Origin of the sequence: Streptomyces sp. NPDC001536 (assembly GCF_042894505.1) — a bacterium.
Taxonomy (GTDB): Bacteria; Actinomycetota; Actinomycetes; order Streptomycetales; family Streptomycetaceae; genus Streptomyces.
Genome location: NZ_JBIAVQ010000013.1, coordinates 166,368 through 182,687, shown reverse-complemented (window position 1 = coordinate 182,687; position 16,320 = coordinate 166,368). Strand labels below are relative to the sequence as shown.

16 protein-coding genes are annotated in these 16,320 nt (G+C 72.7%); 8 read left to right on the top strand and 8 right to left on the bottom strand.

Annotated elements, in window-relative coordinates:
• Positions 1 to 40 precede the first annotated feature (40 nt).
• Entirely contained in the window at positions 41 to 496 is a 456-nt protein-coding gene (locus ACFY0U_RS31875; RefSeq protein WP_388641706.1) for an SRPBCC domain-containing protein, read from the top strand.
• Positions 497 to 499: 3 nt separating this feature from the next.
• Here the strand turns inward: ACFY0U_RS31875 and ACFY0U_RS31870 are convergent, their stop codons facing one another.
• Complete coding sequence (locus tag ACFY0U_RS31870) at positions 500 to 952, bottom strand: MarR family winged helix-turn-helix transcriptional regulator (protein WP_388641705.1); 453 nt, start codon at positions 950 to 952, stop codon at positions 500 to 502.
• Positions 953 to 1,135: 183 nt separating this feature from the next.
• On the opposite strand from ACFY0U_RS31870, the gene ACFY0U_RS31865 reads away from it, so the two are divergent.
• A complete protein-coding gene (locus ACFY0U_RS31865) occupies positions 1,136 to 2,104 on the top strand; it encodes an alpha/beta hydrolase (protein ID WP_388641703.1) in 969 nt (322 codons plus the stop codon).
• 25 nt (positions 2,105 to 2,129) lie between these two features.
• On the opposite strand, the gene ACFY0U_RS31860 is transcribed toward ACFY0U_RS31865, so the two are convergent.
• On the bottom strand, positions 2,130 to 3,392 hold the full coding sequence (locus tag ACFY0U_RS31860; RefSeq protein WP_388641702.1) for a YhgE/Pip domain-containing protein: 1,263 nt from the start codon (positions 3,390 to 3,392) through the stop codon (positions 2,130 to 2,132).
• A gap of 74 nt (positions 3,393 to 3,466) precedes the next feature.
• On the bottom strand, positions 3,467 to 4,027 hold the full coding sequence (locus ACFY0U_RS31855; protein WP_388641701.1) for a rhodanese-like domain-containing protein: 561 nt from the start codon (positions 4,025 to 4,027) through the stop codon (positions 3,467 to 3,469).
• A 72-nt stretch (positions 4,028 to 4,099) separates the two neighbouring features.
• Between ACFY0U_RS31855 and ACFY0U_RS31850 the strand changes: the two genes are divergently transcribed.
• On the top strand, positions 4,100 to 4,378 hold the full coding sequence (locus ACFY0U_RS31850; RefSeq protein WP_388641700.1) for a metal-sensitive transcriptional regulator: 279 nt from the start codon (positions 4,100 to 4,102) through the stop codon (positions 4,376 to 4,378).
• A gap of 4 nt (positions 4,379 to 4,382) precedes the next feature.
• Here the strand turns inward: ACFY0U_RS31850 and ACFY0U_RS31845 are convergent, their stop codons facing one another.
• From ACFY0U_RS31845 to ACFY0U_RS31835, 3 genes are read right to left on the bottom strand one after another with little or no spacing between them, the layout of a single operon-like run.
• Positions 4,383 to 5,126, bottom strand: coding sequence for a sulfite exporter TauE/SafE family protein (locus tag ACFY0U_RS31845; protein ID WP_388641698.1), 744 nt, complete (start codon positions 5,124 to 5,126; stop codon positions 4,383 to 4,385).
• Positions 5,123 to 5,452, bottom strand: coding sequence for a rhodanese-like domain-containing protein (locus ACFY0U_RS31840; protein WP_388641697.1), 330 nt, complete (start codon positions 5,450 to 5,452; stop codon positions 5,123 to 5,125). Before ACFY0U_RS31840 ends, ACFY0U_RS31845 begins: the two co-directional genes overlap by 4 nt.
• A 2-nt stretch (positions 5,453 to 5,454) precedes the next feature.
• A complete protein-coding gene (locus ACFY0U_RS31835) occupies positions 5,455 to 6,825 on the bottom strand; it encodes a rhodanese-like domain-containing protein (protein WP_388641696.1) in 1,371 nt (456 codons plus the stop codon).
• 78 nt (positions 6,826 to 6,903) lie between these two features.
• Here ACFY0U_RS31835 and ACFY0U_RS31830 point away from each other — a divergent pair, with 78 nt between their 5' ends.
• Together ACFY0U_RS31830 and ACFY0U_RS31825 are read left to right on the top strand one after the other, a co-directional pair.
• Entirely contained in the window at positions 6,904 to 7,053 is a 150-nt protein-coding gene (locus ACFY0U_RS31830; RefSeq protein WP_388641695.1) for a hypothetical protein, read from the top strand.
• Between the two features lie 120 nt (positions 7,054 to 7,173).
• Positions 7,174 to 7,335, top strand: a complete 162-nt coding sequence (locus tag ACFY0U_RS31825) for a hypothetical protein (protein WP_388641693.1) — start codon at positions 7,174 to 7,176, stop codon at positions 7,333 to 7,335.
• On the opposite strand, the gene ACFY0U_RS31820 is transcribed toward ACFY0U_RS31825, so the two are convergent.
• Positions 7,309 to 9,021 (bottom strand): SpoIIE family protein phosphatase, encoded by a 1,713-nt coding sequence (locus tag ACFY0U_RS31820; RefSeq protein WP_388641909.1) that lies wholly within the window; start codon positions 9,019 to 9,021, stop codon positions 7,309 to 7,311. The two genes, ACFY0U_RS31825 and ACFY0U_RS31820, sit on opposite strands and share 27 nt — an antisense overlap.
• Before the next feature lie 313 nt (positions 9,022 to 9,334).
• Positions 9,335 to 10,015 (bottom strand): class I SAM-dependent DNA methyltransferase, encoded by a 681-nt coding sequence (locus ACFY0U_RS31815; protein ID WP_388641692.1) that lies wholly within the window; start codon positions 10,013 to 10,015, stop codon positions 9,335 to 9,337.
• A gap of 249 nt (positions 10,016 to 10,264) precedes the next feature.
• Here ACFY0U_RS31815 and ACFY0U_RS31810 point away from each other — a divergent pair, with 249 nt between their 5' ends.
• The 3 genes from ACFY0U_RS31810 (at position 10,265) to ACFY0U_RS31800 (ending at position 16,231) form a co-directional block, all read left to right on the top strand.
• Positions 10,265 to 11,254 carry a hypothetical protein gene (locus ACFY0U_RS31810; protein WP_388641690.1) on the top strand — a complete coding sequence of 330 codons (990 nt, stop codon included), beginning with the start codon at positions 10,265 to 10,267 and terminating at the stop codon, positions 11,252 to 11,254.
• A gap of 64 nt (positions 11,255 to 11,318) precedes the next feature.
• On the top strand, positions 11,319 to 13,166 hold the full coding sequence (locus ACFY0U_RS31805) for an HSP90 family protein (RefSeq protein ID WP_388641689.1): 1,848 nt from the start codon (positions 11,319 to 11,321) through the stop codon (positions 13,164 to 13,166).
• A gap of 2 nt (positions 13,167 to 13,168) precedes the next feature.
• The gene (locus ACFY0U_RS31800; protein WP_388641688.1) at positions 13,169 to 16,231 is read left to right on the top strand and encodes a hypothetical protein; all 3,063 of its coding nucleotides are present in this window, start codon (positions 13,169 to 13,171) and stop codon (positions 16,229 to 16,231) included.
• Positions 16,232 to 16,320: the final 89 nt, after the last annotated feature.

Genomic DNA, 16,320 nt, shown 5'->3' with positions numbered 1-16,320 from the left:
CACGTTGCGAGAAGGTTGCGCCCCGGAGCAGGGTGGGGCCATGTACTCGACCCGCGTCTCCTGTCGTGTGAACGCCCCACGTGCGGCCGTCTACCGGATGCTCGTGGACCCCGGCGCGCTCGCGAAGTGGCGGGTGCCCGAGGGGATGAGCAGTGAGGTGCACGCCTTCGACGCCCGGGAGGGCGGAGCGTTCCGTATCTCGCTCACCTACGACCTGCCGACGGGCACCGGCAAGTCCGGCTCGCACACCGACACCTATCACGGCCGGTTCCTGGAGCTGGTGCCGGACGAGCGGGTGGTCGAGGAGTTCGAGTTCGAGACCGCGGACCCCGCCCTGCGCGGCACGATGACGATGACGACCACGCTCACGGAGACGGCGGGCGGGACCGAGATCGTCGTCCTGCACGAAGGGATTCCCGACGCCGTGCCGGCGGACCAGAACGAGGAGGGCACGCGGATGGCGCTGGCGAATCTGGCGCGGCTGGTCGAGGGCTGAGGGTCAGACCTCGCCGACGTTGGCGGTGAGCAGACGGAGCAACTGCTTGGCCGTGGCGTCCTGTTCGGGGGTCAGGCCCATGGCGGCGCCGATGGCCACCGGAACCGTCTGTGCCCGCTCGCGCAGCGCGGCGCCGGCGTCGGTGAGGGTGAGGGCGACCGAGCGCTCGTCCTCCGGGCGGCGTTCGCGGCGCAGCAGGCCGTTCGCCTCCAGGCGCTTGAGCAGCGGGGAGAGGGTGCTGGACTCCAGTTGGAGGGCGGTGCCCAGATCGCGTACCGAGATCGAGTCCTGCTCCCAGAGCACGAGCATGACCAGGTACTGCGGATAGGTCAGCTGAAGCTCGTCCAGCAGGGGCCGGTAGCGGGCGGTGACCGCGCGGGAGGCGGCGTAGAGGGCGAAGCACAGCTGGTCGTCGAGGAGCAGGGAACCGTCGTGCTTCGGTTCGGCAGCGCTCATGGCCTGGCTCCTTTGGTTGAGTCCTCTCGATTCTATCGAGCCATAAACAGTAGCGGAACAGATGATCGAGCTCGATTAAGTTGTGCACGACTAAATCGAGCGCTACAGTCGTGGATGTGCCGCCGCTCCTGGCGAACAGCGTCCACGGAGCGCGCCCGCGGCACCCCTCCCGAGGAGATCGCCATGTCCGACCAGACCGGCACCCGCCCCGTCCTCGAGCCCGCCGCGCAGGCCTTCGTCGAGGCGACCGCGAATCCGCCGTACCTCTTCGATCTCGGCCCGGTCGAGGGCCGCAAGGCCGTCGACGAGGTCCAGTCCGGCGACATCGCCAAGCCCGCCGTCGACGAGGAGTGGGTCACCGTGCCGGGCGGACCCACCGGCAGCGTCCGCACCCGGATCGTCCGCCCGGCGGGAGCCGAAGGCACGCTCCCGGTGATCGTCTACATCCACGGCGCCGGCTGGGTCTTCGGCAACGCCCACACCCACGACCGCCTGGTGCGCGAACTCGCCGTCGGCGCCCAGGCCGCCGTCGTCTTCCCCGAGTACGACCTCTCGCCCGAGGCCCGCTACCCCATCGCCATCGAGCAGAACTACACCGTGGCCAAGTGGGTCGTGGAGGAGGGCGCGTCGAAGGACCTGGACGCCTCCCGGATCGCCGTGGCCGGGGACTCCGTCGGCGGCAACATGAGCGCCGCGCTCACCCTGATGGCCAAGGAGCGCGGGGATGTCCCGCTGGTCCAGCAGGTGCTGTTCTACCCGGTCACCGACGCCGCCTTCGACACCGCCTCCTACCACCAGTTCGCCGAGGGCTACTTCCTGCGCCGCGACGCCATGCAGTGGTTCTGGGACCAGTACACGACCGACGAGGCCGACCGCGCCCAGATCACCGCCTCCCCGCTGCGCGCCACCACCGAACAGCTCACCGGCCTGCCCCCGGCCCTGGTCATCACCGGCGAGGCCGACGTCCTGCGCGACGAGGGCGAGGCCTACGCCAACAACCTCCGCACCGCCGGGGTCCCCGTCACCGCCGTCCGCTACCAGGGCATCATCCACGACTTCGTCATGCTCAACGCCCTGCGCGAGACCCACGCCGCCCAGGCCGCGATCGCCCAGGCCGTCGCCACCCTGCGGACGGCCCTCGGCACGGCGTGACCCGTCCCTGGCACCGCGGCCCGTCTCAGGCGGGCTGCGGCGTCAGGCGTCGGTGGCCCTTGCGGTCGTAGTAGACGGTCATCGCGAAGCCGAACAGGATCCCGAGGGCGGCGCCGATCGCGGTCATCGTCCAGGCGCGGGTGAGGCCCGCGTCGCCGCGTGCGTCGAAGTACAGGATCGCGCGGACGCCGTCGCCAAGCTGGCGCATGGGCTCGAAGTGGGACAGGAAGCGGTAGAAGGCCGGCACCGCCTGGAGCGGGACGGTGGCGCCCGAGGACGGCAGGCCCAGCACGATGAACACGAACATCGACACGAGCTGTCCGATGCCGCCGAACGCGGCGTTGATCGCCTGCACGCCCAGGCCGACCGCGAGCGACGCGCAGTAGGAGTAGATCCACAGCAGCGGGAGATGGGTCGCGTCCATGTCCAGGATCGTGACGCAGGCGAGCATCACCAGGGAGACGGTGAGCACGGTGATGCCCGCGGTCATCGCCATCTTCAGCAGCAGTGTCTGGGTGCGGTTGATCGGCACGGTGGGCAACCGGGTGTGCCAGGGGCCGATCTCGTTGTCGGTGTAGCCGAGGGCGGTGTCGACGCCGTTGCTGATGATGTTGCCGCCCATGAAGCCGGCCAGGACGAGCAGCAGCGTGTAGTAGAAGGCGGTCAGCCCCAGGCCGCTGTGGGTGCCGAGAGGGTGGCCGACCTCGGTGGCGACGGTCACGGGGTCGGCGAACAGCAGCTTCTGCGTGGCGTCGGCCCGCGGGACCGACCGGGTGAGCTGCTCGCCGATGGTCTGCGAGGCCTGGTGTGCCGTCTGCGTGGTGATCTGGCTCGCGAGGGAGGAGCCGAGGCTGCCCTTGCCGGGATTGGTGAGCACCGTGAGGGTGGGCCGCGCGGTGGCGCCCGTGCCGGTGAGCGCGCCGACGGAGGCGGTGAAGTCCGCGGGAATGACGAGGGCGCCGTAGACCTTGCCCGAGTCCAGCTCGTCCTGTGCCTGCGTCCGGGTCAGTTGCCGCCAGTCCGCCTTGTCGCTCGACGTGTCCGCCATGATCGACGCGGCGATCTGCGTCCCCAGGTTCTGCTCCTGCCCGGCCGGCGGCTTGCCGGTGTCGGCGTTGACCAGCGCGATCGGCAGGTCCTTGAGGTCGCCCTGCGGATTGACGATGCCGCCCATGTAGAGCAGGGACAGCAGCAGGGCGAGCAGTCCGCTCAGGGCGGTGGGCATCACCCACAGCTTGGGGCGGCCGAGCAGTGTGGAGGCACGGGCCTGGGGAGCGGGGTCGTTCATGGCTCTCCGTGGGGTGGGCGGCGACGCGTTCCTCCCAGTCGTACGCGACCACCGCCCATCCCGCACGCAGAGGCTCACGCCGTCAGGCGCGCCAGCGTCTCCTGGAAGGGCACCGCGCCGGCGGCCCGCCGGTTGTACGGCAGCCGGCCCAGCAGGGCGGCCATGCCGCAGGTGTCGGTCACGGCGGAGAAGAGCAGCCCGCCGCCGATCAGCCCGGACAGCCAGTGGGCGGGCGGCCAGGCCAGACCCGCGACGAAGCCGGCCAGGACCAGGGACCCTGCGGTGAGCCGGACCTGACGGTCCATGGGCCAGGGCGTACGGGCGCCCGCCGAGCGCTCGACCGGGTGGCCCGCCGCCGCCCAGGCGCCGGTGCCCCCGTCCAGGGAGACGGCCTCGACGCCCAGCGCCGCCAGCCGGTCGCAGCCCTTCGCGGACCGGGCCCCGGAGGCGCAGACGACCAGCAGCGGCCCGCGCGCGGCGGCCGCCCGCAGCGCGCCCGCGGCCTCGTCGAGCCGGTCCAGCGGGATGTTGTGGGCGCCGGGGACATGCCCGCCGGCGTACTCGCCGGGCGTGCGCACGTCGACGACGGTGAACTCGCCCAGACGGGCGGGGGCCACGGTGATGGCGGTGGTCATGGAACAGAACCCTTCGATGTGGTGTTGCCCCGCACGGTAGGATACCCACGGGGGTATATAGGAGGAGGAAACGTGCAACTCGACATGTCCGCCGAGGAGCTGAAGTCCGCGCTCAACCGGCTGCGCCGGGCTCAGGGACAGCTCGCGGGAGTCATCCGGATGATCGAGGAGGGCCGGGACTGCGAGGACGTCGTCACCCAGCTCGCGGCGGTTTCCAAGGCCCTGGACCGGGCCGGCTTCGCGATCATCGCGACCGGACTGGAGCAGTGCATGACCAGCGAGGACCCCGAGGTGCGGGACTCCGCGCAGATGCGCGCCCGGCTGGAGAGGCTCTTCCTCTCCCTGGCCTGAGCCGTCACAGCAGGACCGCGCCGGTCATCGCCACGGCGACCACCAGGAGCACGGCTCCGAAGACGCGCCGCAACACGGCGGCGGAGACCTTCGCGGCCAGCCGCCTGCCGTCCCAGGCTCCCAGGACCGCGGTCGCGAGGGACGGCATGATCAGCGCCCAGTCCAGGTCGACGGCGGTGTGCGCGCGGGCCGCCAGGGCCACCAGCGCGTTGGCGACGATGACCAGCAGACTGGTCCCCACCGCCGCGCTCATCGGCACCGCCAGCACCGTCACCAGCGCCGGCACGGCCAGGAAGCCGCCGCCGACCCCGAGGAACCCGGTCACCGCGCCCAGCCCGGCGCCCGCTCCGGCGGCGCGGGCCGCCGACGCCCGGCCGGCCGGGCGTGGCGTACGGCGACGCAGCATCTGTACGGCGGCCAGGGCGGCCAGCGCCGCGAACATCAGCGTCAGCAGGGCCTCCGGGACCCGTGCGGACAAGGCGCCCGCAGCGGCGGCGGGCAGCAGTCCGGCCGCCGCGAACAGCAGTCCGGCCCGCCAGCGCACCGCGCCGCAACGGGCGTGGGCCACCAGCGCCGTGACCGACGTGACGATCACGATGACCAGGCTCGCCGTGGTCGCCGCCGCCGCGCTGAAACCGAGCAGACAGACGAGGGCCGGGACGGTGAGGATGCTCCCGCCCGCCCCCAGTGAGCCCAGCGCCAGGCCGACCAGGGCGCCGGCGAGCAGGGCCAGGACGAGCGCGGTCATATGACGACCCCGGTCGCCCCGTACGCGTCCTCGACGGGCAGGCCCTGTGCGGCCCAGTCGCGCATGCCGCCGATGACGTCGACGGCCGCGACCCCCCGCGCGGCCAGCAGGGCGACGGCGTGCCGGGAGCGGTTGCCCGAGCGGCAGATGAGGATCATGTCCCGTCCGTCGGGCAGCGATTGGGACAGCGGTACGTGCCGTGCGCCGGGTACGTGACCGGCCCGGAACTCGTCCGCCTCGCGGACGTCGACCAGCACGGCCTCGCCGGCCCGGAGCAGTCGGTGCGCCTCGGCGACGGAGACGCGACAGTGAGGGGAGTCGTTCATGGTCAGCGTTCCCGGGTGACGAGCGCCAGCCCCGCCTCGGCCGCGGCGGCGTACCCGTCGTCGACGGCCACCACCTCGCGTCCGGCGGCGTCGAGCACGGACGCGGCGATGGCGGCCCGCATCCCGCCCGCGCAGTGCACCCACACCGTGCCGTCGGGCACTTCGTCCAGGCGCCGGTGCAGCTGGTGGACGGGGAGGTGGACGCTGCCCTCGATCCAGCCGTCCGCCCGCTCGCTGTCCCGGCGCACGTCGACCACGACCGGGTCCTCGCCGCGTGCCCGGGCGGCGGCCAGGTCGGCGAACGTGCCGGGCGGGAAGGAGGCCGGCCGGGACCCGTCCGCGATCCAGTCGGCCGGGCCGCCCACGGCCGCCGCGGCCGGGCGGTCGATGCCCACCCGGGTCAGCTCCCGCTGGGCGCGCCCGATGTCCTCGGCGCTCTCCGCGAGCAGTGTCACCGGCCTGCCCCACGGGATCATCCACGCGAGATACGTCGCCAGCTGTCCGTCGGCCTCGAAGTTGAGCGCCCCGGCCACATGCCCGGCGGCGAAGGCCACCCGGTTGCGCAGGTCCACGACCCACTCGCCGGCCGCGAGCCGCCGGGCGATCTCGTCGGCGTCGGCGGGCCGCGGGGCCGTGAGGTCCACCGGAGCGGGGCCGCCGGCGTTGGCCGGACCCATGTGGGCGTAGTACGCGGGGACGTCGTCGAGTCCGGCCAGCAGGTCCTTGACGAAGCTGTCGACGTCCTGGACGAGCGCGGGGTTGGAGACCTTCTCGGTGCCGATGGTGCTGTGCGTCCCGTCGGCCTGGGACGAGGAGCAGAAGCTGCCGAAGCCGTGCGTCGGCATGACCGCCACCTCGTCGTCCAGCTCCGCGGCCAGCCGGTGCACGGACGCGTGCTGCGCCCGGGCGAGCTCCTCGGTGAGCCGGGGCTCGACGAGGTCGGGCCGGCCCACGCTGCCGATCAGCAGCGAACCGCCGGTGAAGGCGGCCACCGCGCGTCCCGACTCCTCCAGTACGTACGAGGTGTGGTGCGGGGTGTGCCCGGGAGTGGCCACGGCCCGCAGCGCGAGACCCTCGTCGAGGGGCTCCACATGGCCGTCGGCGACCGGCACGCGCGCGTACGCCACCTCGGCCCCGGCCGGCACGAGATAGCGGGCTCCGGTGAGTCGGGCCAGCTCCAGACCGCCGCTCACGTAGTCGTTGTGCACATGTGTCTCGGCGACGGCCACGATTTGCACCCCGCGCCGGGCGGCCCCGGCGAGCACGCGGTCGATGTCCCGCGGCGGATCCACGACCACCGCGGCGCGGGTCCCGCCTGCCAGGTGGCTGCGGTTGCCCAGTCCTCCGGTCTCCAGGGCGTCGACAAAGAACACGGCTGACTCCTTCGTAGAAAATTACCCCCCGGGGTATCTGACTCCCACGGTAACAGAGATACCCCAGGGGGTATTGTCGTGCCGTGGGGCGTCGAGCTTCCGGCGGAAGCCGGGAGCGGATCGTCCGGAACCGGCGAGCTCCACGCCTGTCTGAGCGAGAAGATCGGCGCCCTCGAAGGCGTGCGGTCCGTCGAGACCGCGCTCACGCCGCGCCAGGTCAGCAGCTGACGTGCGAACCGACGCAGAGGTGAACGCCGTGTCAATTACCTGTGTGCGACCGCAATGTGACGGTGACTCGACCCCGTTCGGCGAGCCAATGTTGAATCTTCAAGCGACAGGGAGGTAATGATGTTCGACCTGCGGACCGAGGCCGAGATGCGGCTGCACTCGGAGAAGACGGCCAAGGAACTGGCTCTGAAGAAGCAGCGCGAGGACGGGAGCGGGAACGAGGACGGGGGCGACGCGCCCGCAGCCGACGGGGGATCAGCCGAGGTCGCGGCCGCCGGGTAGCGGCAGCTCGAACCAGACCACCTTGCCCGTGCTCACCCTGGTCGCCCCCCAGCGCTCCGCCAGCTGGTCGACCAGGAACAGACCCCGGCCGCCCTCGTCGCTCAGCCGCGCGTGCCGCATCCTCGGCACCACCGTCGAGTCGTCCTTCACCTCGCAGCGGAGCACGTCGGTGCGCAGCAGCCGCAGGGTGATCGGCCGGCTCGCGAACCGTACGGCGTTCGCCACCACCTCGCTGACCAGGAGCTCGGTGGACTCCAGCAGGGACTCCAGGCCCCATTGGCGCAGCGTCCTGCGGGTCAGCCGCCGGGCCTGAGAGGCGGTCTGCGGACGCGGGGCCAGATACCAGTACGCGACGGTGTCCGGCAGGATCCCCTCGAAGCGGGCGGCGAGCAGCGCGATGTCGTCGTCCCGGTCACCCGCCCCCAGCGTGCCGAGCGCCTGGTCGCACAGGTCCTCCAGCGTCACGGCCGTGGCCCCCGAGGCGCCCGCCCGCAGCCGTCCGCACAGCAGCTCCACCCCGGTCATCACATCCGCGTTCCGGGACTCCACCAGACCGTCGGTGTACAGCAGCAGGGTCGCGCCGGCCGGTGCGTGCATCTCGACGGACTCGAAGCCGCCGCCACCGACACCGATCGGCGCCCCGGGCGGCACCTGTACGACCTCCGTGCTGCCGTCGGGAAGCAGGAGCACGGGCGGCAGGTGGCCGGCGTTGGACATCAGCAGCCGGTGCAGCACCGGGTCGTACATCGCGTACAGACAGGTCGCCGTGTGCTCGCTGCCCAGCCGTTCCGCCTGCTCGTCGAGGTGGTGCAGGATCTCGTCGGGGGAGAGGTCGAGCCCGGCCAGGGTCTGCACGGTGGTGCGCAGCTGGCCCATGATCGCGGCCGAGGTCATGGAATGCCCCATCACGTCGCCGATGACCAGGGCCACACGGTTGCCCGGCAGCGGGATCGCGTCGTACCAGTCGCCGCCGACCTGCGCGGTCCGTGAGGACGGCAGATAGCGGCTGGCCAGCGTGACTCCGGCCGGCTCGGGCAGGGACGCCGGGAGCATGGTGCGCTGCAAGGTGTCCGCGACGGCCGCCTCGCGCGCGTAGAGCACCGCCTTGTGGATGCCGAGCGCGGTGTGGGTGGCGAGCTGGGAGGCGACGAGGAGATCGTCGTAGGTGAAATCCGGCCGTCCGGGCCCGCGGATGAGGACGACGCTTCCCATGACATGGCTACGGCCGTGCAGCGGAGCGATGATCAGCCGCCGTCCGGGCGGCACCGCGCCCGGCGCGTTCGCCACGCCCAGCAGCTCGGCCACCACGGAACGCAGACCCGGAGTGTTCCCGAACACCGGCCGTCCGGCCTGGAGCAGTTTGGCGAGCAGATCGCCGTCGGCCGGGCGGACGACCTCGGCGGCCTGGATCGTGCGGGCCGTCGGGGCCGGGGCCGTGGTGTGCAGCCGCAGAACACCGGGGTCCGCGTCGGACTCGTCGCCCACCGGAAGCGGCGTGTACAGATGGACGAACGCCGTGTCGGCGAAGGCCGGGACGGCGGCCCGGCACAGTTCGTCCAGCGTCTCGTCGAGGTTCATGCCGCGGGCGATCTGGCGGGTGGCCGCATCGAGGTAGCGGAGCCGGTCGGTCTGCGGCTCGGAGGCGAGCGGGCGTCCGGCGGGTGCTTCGGGGGGTGGCGGGCGCATGGCGGCGGCGCCCTTCTCGGGGCCTGCGGGTGCGGGTGCCTTGCCGCCTTTGTCGGGGACTGTGGGCGGGGGTGCCTTGCCGCCCTTCTCGCCCGTGGCCGCGCGTGCCGTACCGCCCTTCTCGGAGCCCGTGGCCGCGTGTGCCTTGCCGGACTTCGCGGGCGGCGTGGCGTGATCGGGTCGGCGCGGGGCACCGGACGGCTCGTGCACACCGGCCGACTGCCCGCCGGCGCCGCCATCGGCTCCGGGCTGCTTCGTCACGCGTGTCCTTCCGGCCGTGCGGGCCCGCGCGGGGCGGGCTGATCAGAAGCTGTCAGTCACGCCGTCGGCAGCGCAGGAAGATCTGCACCTCGGGCGGCACGTCCACGGACGCGGGAGCGTACGAGAACGTGGACTCCTCGGCGATCTCGAAGCCCTCCGCCTCCACGACCTCGCGCAGCTCGTCCCGGAGGTAGCCGGAGACCCGGATGGTGCTGCCGATGAACGGGATCGAGAAGTCGTCCACGTCCGCCTCGACCATCGACAGCGCGAACAGACCGCCCGGTACGAGCAGGTGGTGGATGGTCCGCACGGCGAGGGGGATCTCGGCACGCGGCAGCATGAGCAGGGAGAAGAAGGCCGCGACCGCGTCGAAGCGGCCGAGGTCCCGGGGGCCGTCGGGCCGCAGGTCAGCGATGTCGGCACGGTGGAACGTCCCGGTGGGCACCTGCTGTCGGGCGAGCGTGACCATCCGGTCCGACAGGTCGACCCCGACGACGTCCAGGCCGCCCTCCGCCAGCTGGCGGGCGGTCGGGATCCCGGTGCCGCAGCCCAGGTCCAGCACGCGTGACCCGGCGGGCAGGGACCTGATGAGCCACTCGGCGGACGCGACCTGGCCCTCCTTGTGCGGGAAGGCCTCGTCGTAGCGGTCGCCGATGGCGTCGAAGGCCTCGGCCTGGCCGGTGCGGTCGAGCCGCAGGCCCCGGTAGCCGAGCTCGTCGGCAGGGCTGCTCACGAGGATTCTCCTTTGATGCCGTATGGGTGATTTTTTCACAGTTATACAGACTGGGGCGCGGCCGGGCAGCCGATCGCACCGACTTCGCTGGTCACGATGCCCCGCACCCTTACCGGAGGAGGCCGTTCGGCAGCGGCGGCCGACCGCTCCCGGCGCCGTGGAGCGGCGGTGAAAACCCTGTGGAAGTGGTGTCGGTGGGGCCGTTTATGCTGCCCCTCACGATCACGCGGGACCAGGGGAGGGTGCGGCATGTTGGGCAAGCTGTTCGGGAGAAACACGGAGAGACCGGCGGCGCATTCGCATGCCCTTCCCCCGCGCAAGCAGAAGCACGGGACGTACGCGCTGCGCGCGCTGGGGGACGCGCGGGTGCTCGCGCTGGTCGAGGCGGCCGACGCGGGCGACTGGACGGCGGTCAAGGCGGCGCTCGCCCCCTTCGACCTCGGCCGCGAGCAGGCGGTCCTGGGGCAACTGACCGATGTGGACGGTGTGGAGGAGTGGATCGTCCGGGCCGCAGAGGAGGACAAGGACGACAAGGAGCTCCGGGCGACCGCACTGCTGATATCGGGTGCGCGCCATGTCTCCTGGGGCTGGGAGGCGCGCACGTCCGCCCGTGCCGTGGACGTCAGCCGCGAGCAGTGGCAGACCTTCTACGAGCGGCTGCGCATCGCCGAGGATCACCTGCTGGAGGCCGCCGAGCTGCGGCCCGACTGGGTCACACCGTGGCGCCATCTGCTCACCTCGGGACGCGGCATGTCCGTCGACGACAGCGTCCAGGACGCCCGGCTCGCGGCCGGTCTGCGCCGTGATCCGCTGAACCTGGACATCCATCTGGAGTGGGTGTCGCATCTGCAGCCCCGCTGGGGCGGAGAGCCGGGCCAGGCCCTGGAGTTCGCCCGGAAGGCCTTCGCCGCCGCGCCCGACGGGCACCGGCTCGGCTGTGTCATCGCGATGGCGCACATCGAGGACTGGGTGGAGTCCGACGACCGCGACTGCCTGCAACAGCCGCGGATCCGGACCGAGTTGAGAGAGGCCGCGGAACGCAGCATCCTGCACCACGCCTACGAGCGCGGCCTGGGCTGGCAGGGCGACTACAACATCTTCGCCATGGCCCTCTCGCTGGCGGGCAGCAGCAAGGCCTCGAATGTCTTCCGCGAGCTGAACGGTGTGATCACCCGGTGGCCGTGGACCTTCATGTCGGATCCCGAGAAGGCGTACGCGCGCTTCCGCAAGGCCTTCTGAGCCACCGGCCACCGCGGACCACCGCCCACCCCTGCCGTTCGTTCCCCTCACCCCGGACTGATTCATGCCCCTGCGCGACACCTCCGCCCACCAAGACGCCACCGACCGCACCTTCCAGGTCGACCTCCGCGGCCTGGTGGACCTCCTCTCCCACCACCTCTACTCCAGCCCTCGCGTCTACCTGCGTGAACTCCTGCAGAACGCGGTCGACGCCCTCACCGCACGGCACGCCGTCGAGCCCCAGGGCGCCTTCGGCATCCGGCTGTACGCCGACGGCTCCGTCATACGTGTCGAGGACGACGGCGTCGGTCTCACCGAGGACGACGTCCACACCTTCCTCGCCACCATCGGCCGCAGCAGCAAGCGTGCCGAGCGGATCGCCGAGCAACGCGCGGACTTCATCGGCCAGTTCGGCATCGGCCTGCTCTCCTGCTTCCTGGTCGCCGACGAGATCCACGTCCTGAGCCGCTCCGCCCGCACCCCGGACGCCCCCGCCGTGGAGTGGCGGGGACGCGGCGACGGCAGCTACACCGTGCGTACGCTGCCCGCCTCCGCCCGCCCCCGGCCCGGCACCACCGTCACGCTGACGCCGCGCGCCGACGCGGGCGAGTGGACCCGCCCGGCCCAAGTACACGCGCTGGCCCGGCACTTCGGCTCCCTGCTGCGCCACCCGGTGACCTTCGACGACGGCACGGGAGGCACGGGCGGCCCGGGCGCGTCCATCAACCCCGAGCCCGCGCCCTGGGCGCGCACGTACCCCACCCCGGGAGCCCGCTCCCGCGCCCTGGCCGCCTACGGCGAGGAGGTCTTCGGCTTCACGCCGCTGGACACCATCGAACTGGACCTGCCGGCCGTCGGTCTGAAGGGCATCGCGTGCGTGCTGCCCGAGGCGGTGCCGGCCGGGCGCCGCCATGGCCACCGCGTGCACGTCAAGGGCATGCTGCTGTCCGAGCAGGCCGAGGAGATCCTGCCCGAGTGGGCCTTCTTCGTCCGGTGTGTCGTCGACGCCGAGAGCCTGCGCCCGACGGCGTCCCGCGAGTCCCTGTACGAGGACGACACGCTCGCGGCCGTCCGTGACGCCCTCGCCGAGCGGCTGCGCGCGTGGATCGCCCGGGCCGCCGCCAGCGACCCGGACCTGCTGCACCGCTTCCTCCAGGCCCACCACCTGGCCGTGAAGTCGCTGGCCGTGCACGACGACGAGATCCTGCGGATGCTGCTGCCCTGGCTGCCGTTCGAGACCACCGACGGGCACTGCACCCTCGACGAGTTCGCGCGCACCCACCGGACGGTGCTCGTCACCTCCAGCGTGGAGGAGTTCCGCCAGGTCGCGGCGATCGCCTCGGCGGCCGGACTGGGCGTCGTCAACGGCGGCTACACCTACGACCGTGAACTGGTCCACAGGCTGCCCGAGATCAGGCCCGAGGCGAGCGTCGCCGACCTCGACCCGGCGACCCTCACCGCCCATCTCGACCCCGTCGACCGGGAGACGGAACTGGCCGCCGCGGCCTATCTCGCCCAGGCCCGCGACGCCCTCTCCGTCTTCGACTGCGATGTCGCGCTGCGCACCTTCCAGCCCGCCTCCGCCCCAGCCCTGCTGGTGGACAGCCGCGAGGCCCGGCACGAGCGCACCCGCTCCCAGCTCGCCCGTGAGCAGGAGGGCGGTCTGTGGGGCGACATCCTCGGCGCCCTGCGCCAGGAGGCACCGCGCGCCCAGCTGATCCTCAACCAGCTCAACCCGCTGGTCCGCACCGCCGTGTCCATCGACGAGCCCGAGCTGGCCCGCACCAGCGCCGAAGCCCTGTACGGACAGGCCGCGATGCTCTCCCGGCGCCCGCTCAGGCCCGCCGAGTCGAGCCTGATCAACCGCTCTTTCCTCGACCTCCTCGCCCACGCCCTCCGCAAGGACAGCTGACGATGCCGACCGCACCCCAGACCACCGATGAGCTGTTCCAGGCGCTCCAGGAGAACGACCGGCGCCCCTACGGCCGCACCCGCACCGTCACCGCAGAGGAACTCGTCGACGCCGCCGAGCAGTTCGAGGACCCCGCCGCCCTCATCCACGCCCTCCTCGAACTCCAGGAGGCGTACACCTACGGCTCCGAACCCCGGAAGTCGCCCGTCGTCTTCGCACGGCTGCTCACCCTCTTCGACGAGCAGCCCGACCTCTTCGACGAGCGCCTGCGCCACATGCTGTTCTGGCGGTTCAAGTGGGTGGCCCACGCCCTGCGGCAGCTGCCCGAGATACCCCTGACCAGCCTGCGCCAGTGGCTGACGGAGATGCGCGACCGCTACGAGAAGGCCGACCTGGGCCTTCAGCCCTACTACGGACAGGCGTACCAGCTCGCCGTCCATGTCGGCGAGGACACCGCCCTCGCCTACGAGTTGTGGGCGGGCCGCACCCGCACCCGGCTCAGCGACTGCGAGGCCTGCGAGATCTGCCAGCGCGCCCGATACCACCTCAGGGCGGGCGACGACGAGCGGGCCCTGCGCGCCTGGGAGCCCGTCCTGGCCGGGAAGGAGTCCTGCAAGGAGGAGCCGGCCCGCTCCGCCTCGTACGCGCTGCTGCCCCTGCTGCGCACCGGCCGCACCGACCGGGCCCGCGAACTGCACCTCGTCGGCTACCGCGCCTGCCGCCGCAACCCCTCGATGTCCGAGGAGGTCGGCCGGCACCTGGAGTTCTGCGCGCTCACCGGCAACGAGGCCCGCGGTCTGGAACTGCTCGCCGAGAACCGGAACCTGTTCGACGAGGTCGACTCGCCGCTGGACCAGTTCGGCTTCCTCACCGGTGTGGAGGTCCTCCTCCAGCGCGTCGAACTCCTCGGCCACGGCGAGCTGCCCACCGTCGGACACGCGGGCCGCACCTGGACGGTGTCCTCCCTGCGCGCCGAGGTCCGCAAGCGCGCCGACGACCTCGCCGCCCGCTTCGACGCCCGCAACGGAACCACGGCCCACGCCGACCTCCGCAGGGCCCGACTCGACCAGGCCCCGCTCCTGAACGCGCTGGAACTGACCCTGCGCCCCCGCAGCCTCGACGACGCCGCCCCGGCCGCCCCGGTCACCGCCCCCGCCGCCCGTACGGCCGCCGCCGTCCCCGAGGCACTGCCCGAACTCATCCTCAAGGCACGCACGGCGGAGGAGGAGGGGCACCCGGACGCACAGGCCTGCTGGGCGCGGCTGCGCACGCTCGTGGCCGCCCGCGACTACACCCATCCCGACGACCCGGCCGTGGGCTCGCTCCTGCGCCTGCGCGCGGACCTGCTGGCCGACGAGGCGAACCGGGCGGGCGAGAAGGACGAGTTCGCCGACGCCGCCGCCCTCCATGAGGAGGCCGCGGCCCTGTACGACGACGCCGGACTGCCGGGGCACGCGGCGCTGGCCCGCGCCTGCGCGCTGCTCGCGACGGCCGAGATCCCTGGGGAGAGCGCTGACGGGGGCGCCGGCGAGGGCGAGGCGGAGGGCGCCGGCGGAGGCGCGGCGGGGGGCGCCGGTGGAGCCGAGGCGGAGAGCGCCGGTGGAGCCGAGGCGGAGACAGTCGGCGAAGCCGAGGCGGAGACAGCCGGCGGAGCCGAGGCGAAGGCCGCCCTGCTGACCGCCACGCACGCGTCCATTGTCCGCCTCCACGAGGAGACGCCCGAACTCGCGCCGTACCAGGAGGCCCGCATGCTGCGGCTGCGGGCGACCGCGCTCGCGCTGCGTGTTCAGACCTCGGGTAGTGAGGAACATGTCGCGCCGGTCTTCGCGGAGGTGGACGAGCTGCACGCGTTCGCCACCCGGCACGACCTCGACGGGCAGATCTCCGGAGCCATGCTGCTGCGGGCCAGTACCCACGCCATCTCCGGCGACCTGCCCACCGCGGTCACCGAGATCGACGCGCTGATCGACCGGTTGAGGACGCGGGGCCCCGCCTGGCACCTGCCCCGCACACTCGGACTGCGCGGCCGGTTCCAGTTCGGCCTCCGGGACGCGCAGGCCGCGCACGCGGACCTGTCCGAGGCCCTGCGACTGGCCGCCGACTGGCCCGCCGCCACGGCCGACACCGCCCGCCTCCACGGGGACGTGGCCCAGGCCTGCATGTACCTGGGCCGCCACGACGAGGCACTGCGGCATCTGACGCGCTCCGCGGAACTGGAACTGCGCCGCGGCAGCCGGACGGACGCGTTCTGCACCTACAGCAACGCGGCCCAGCTCAGTCTCGACCTGGGCCGTGTCGAGGACTGCATCGCGCTGCTCGACTCCCTGCTGGCCGAACCGGACGTCACCACCGGGGAGCTGGACGACCGGATCGTCGCTCAGCTGCGCCTGACCCGCGCCCGCGCGCTGCACACGGGGGAGGACCTCAAGGCCGCCACGGCCGAGTTCATCACCCTGGCCGCCGAGTCGGCCGGCTGGGACGACGACCCGGGGAGCCACGCCATGATCGCCGCGGAGACCGCCGTACTCCTCGGCGAGTCCGGCGAGTTCGAGCGGGCCCGCGAGGTCGCGGACCAGGCACTCGCCGCGCACGCCCGGGCCCCGCGCTTCGAGCACCTCAGCAACTCCCTGCGCGAACTGGCCCGCCTCCAGGCCCAGCAGCAGGGGCCCGACGGCCTGACCGACGCGCTCGCCTTCCTCACCGACGCGGGCCGCGTCGCCGACGAGGCGCGCGCCGCCGCGTACGAGGCCCAGGGCCGCTCCCTGGACACCGCCCTGGCCTACGAGCACGGCCGGGTCAACGCCTACGCCGGCGAGTACGAGACCGCCCTGACCGCCCTCGACAAGGCCCTCGCCCTGCTCGGCGAACCGGGACGGGACGACGACGCCGGCGAATGGGCCGAGTGCGTCCGCCTCGCGGCCGCGGTAGAGGGCCTCTACCTGGAACGCCCCGCCCCCGCCCTCACCCGCCTCGACACGGCCGTCTCCCACCTGACCGCCCTGGGCCACACCGAGGAGACCGAGGAACTCGCCTCCCTGGCGGCCCGGCTGCGGGACGAGAAGTGAGGCGAGGGGCGCCTGCCGGGAGAACTTTCTCCGGCAGGCGCCCCTCACCCGGTGTCAGCGCTCCCGGGGCCGCTGCTCGACATCCGCGG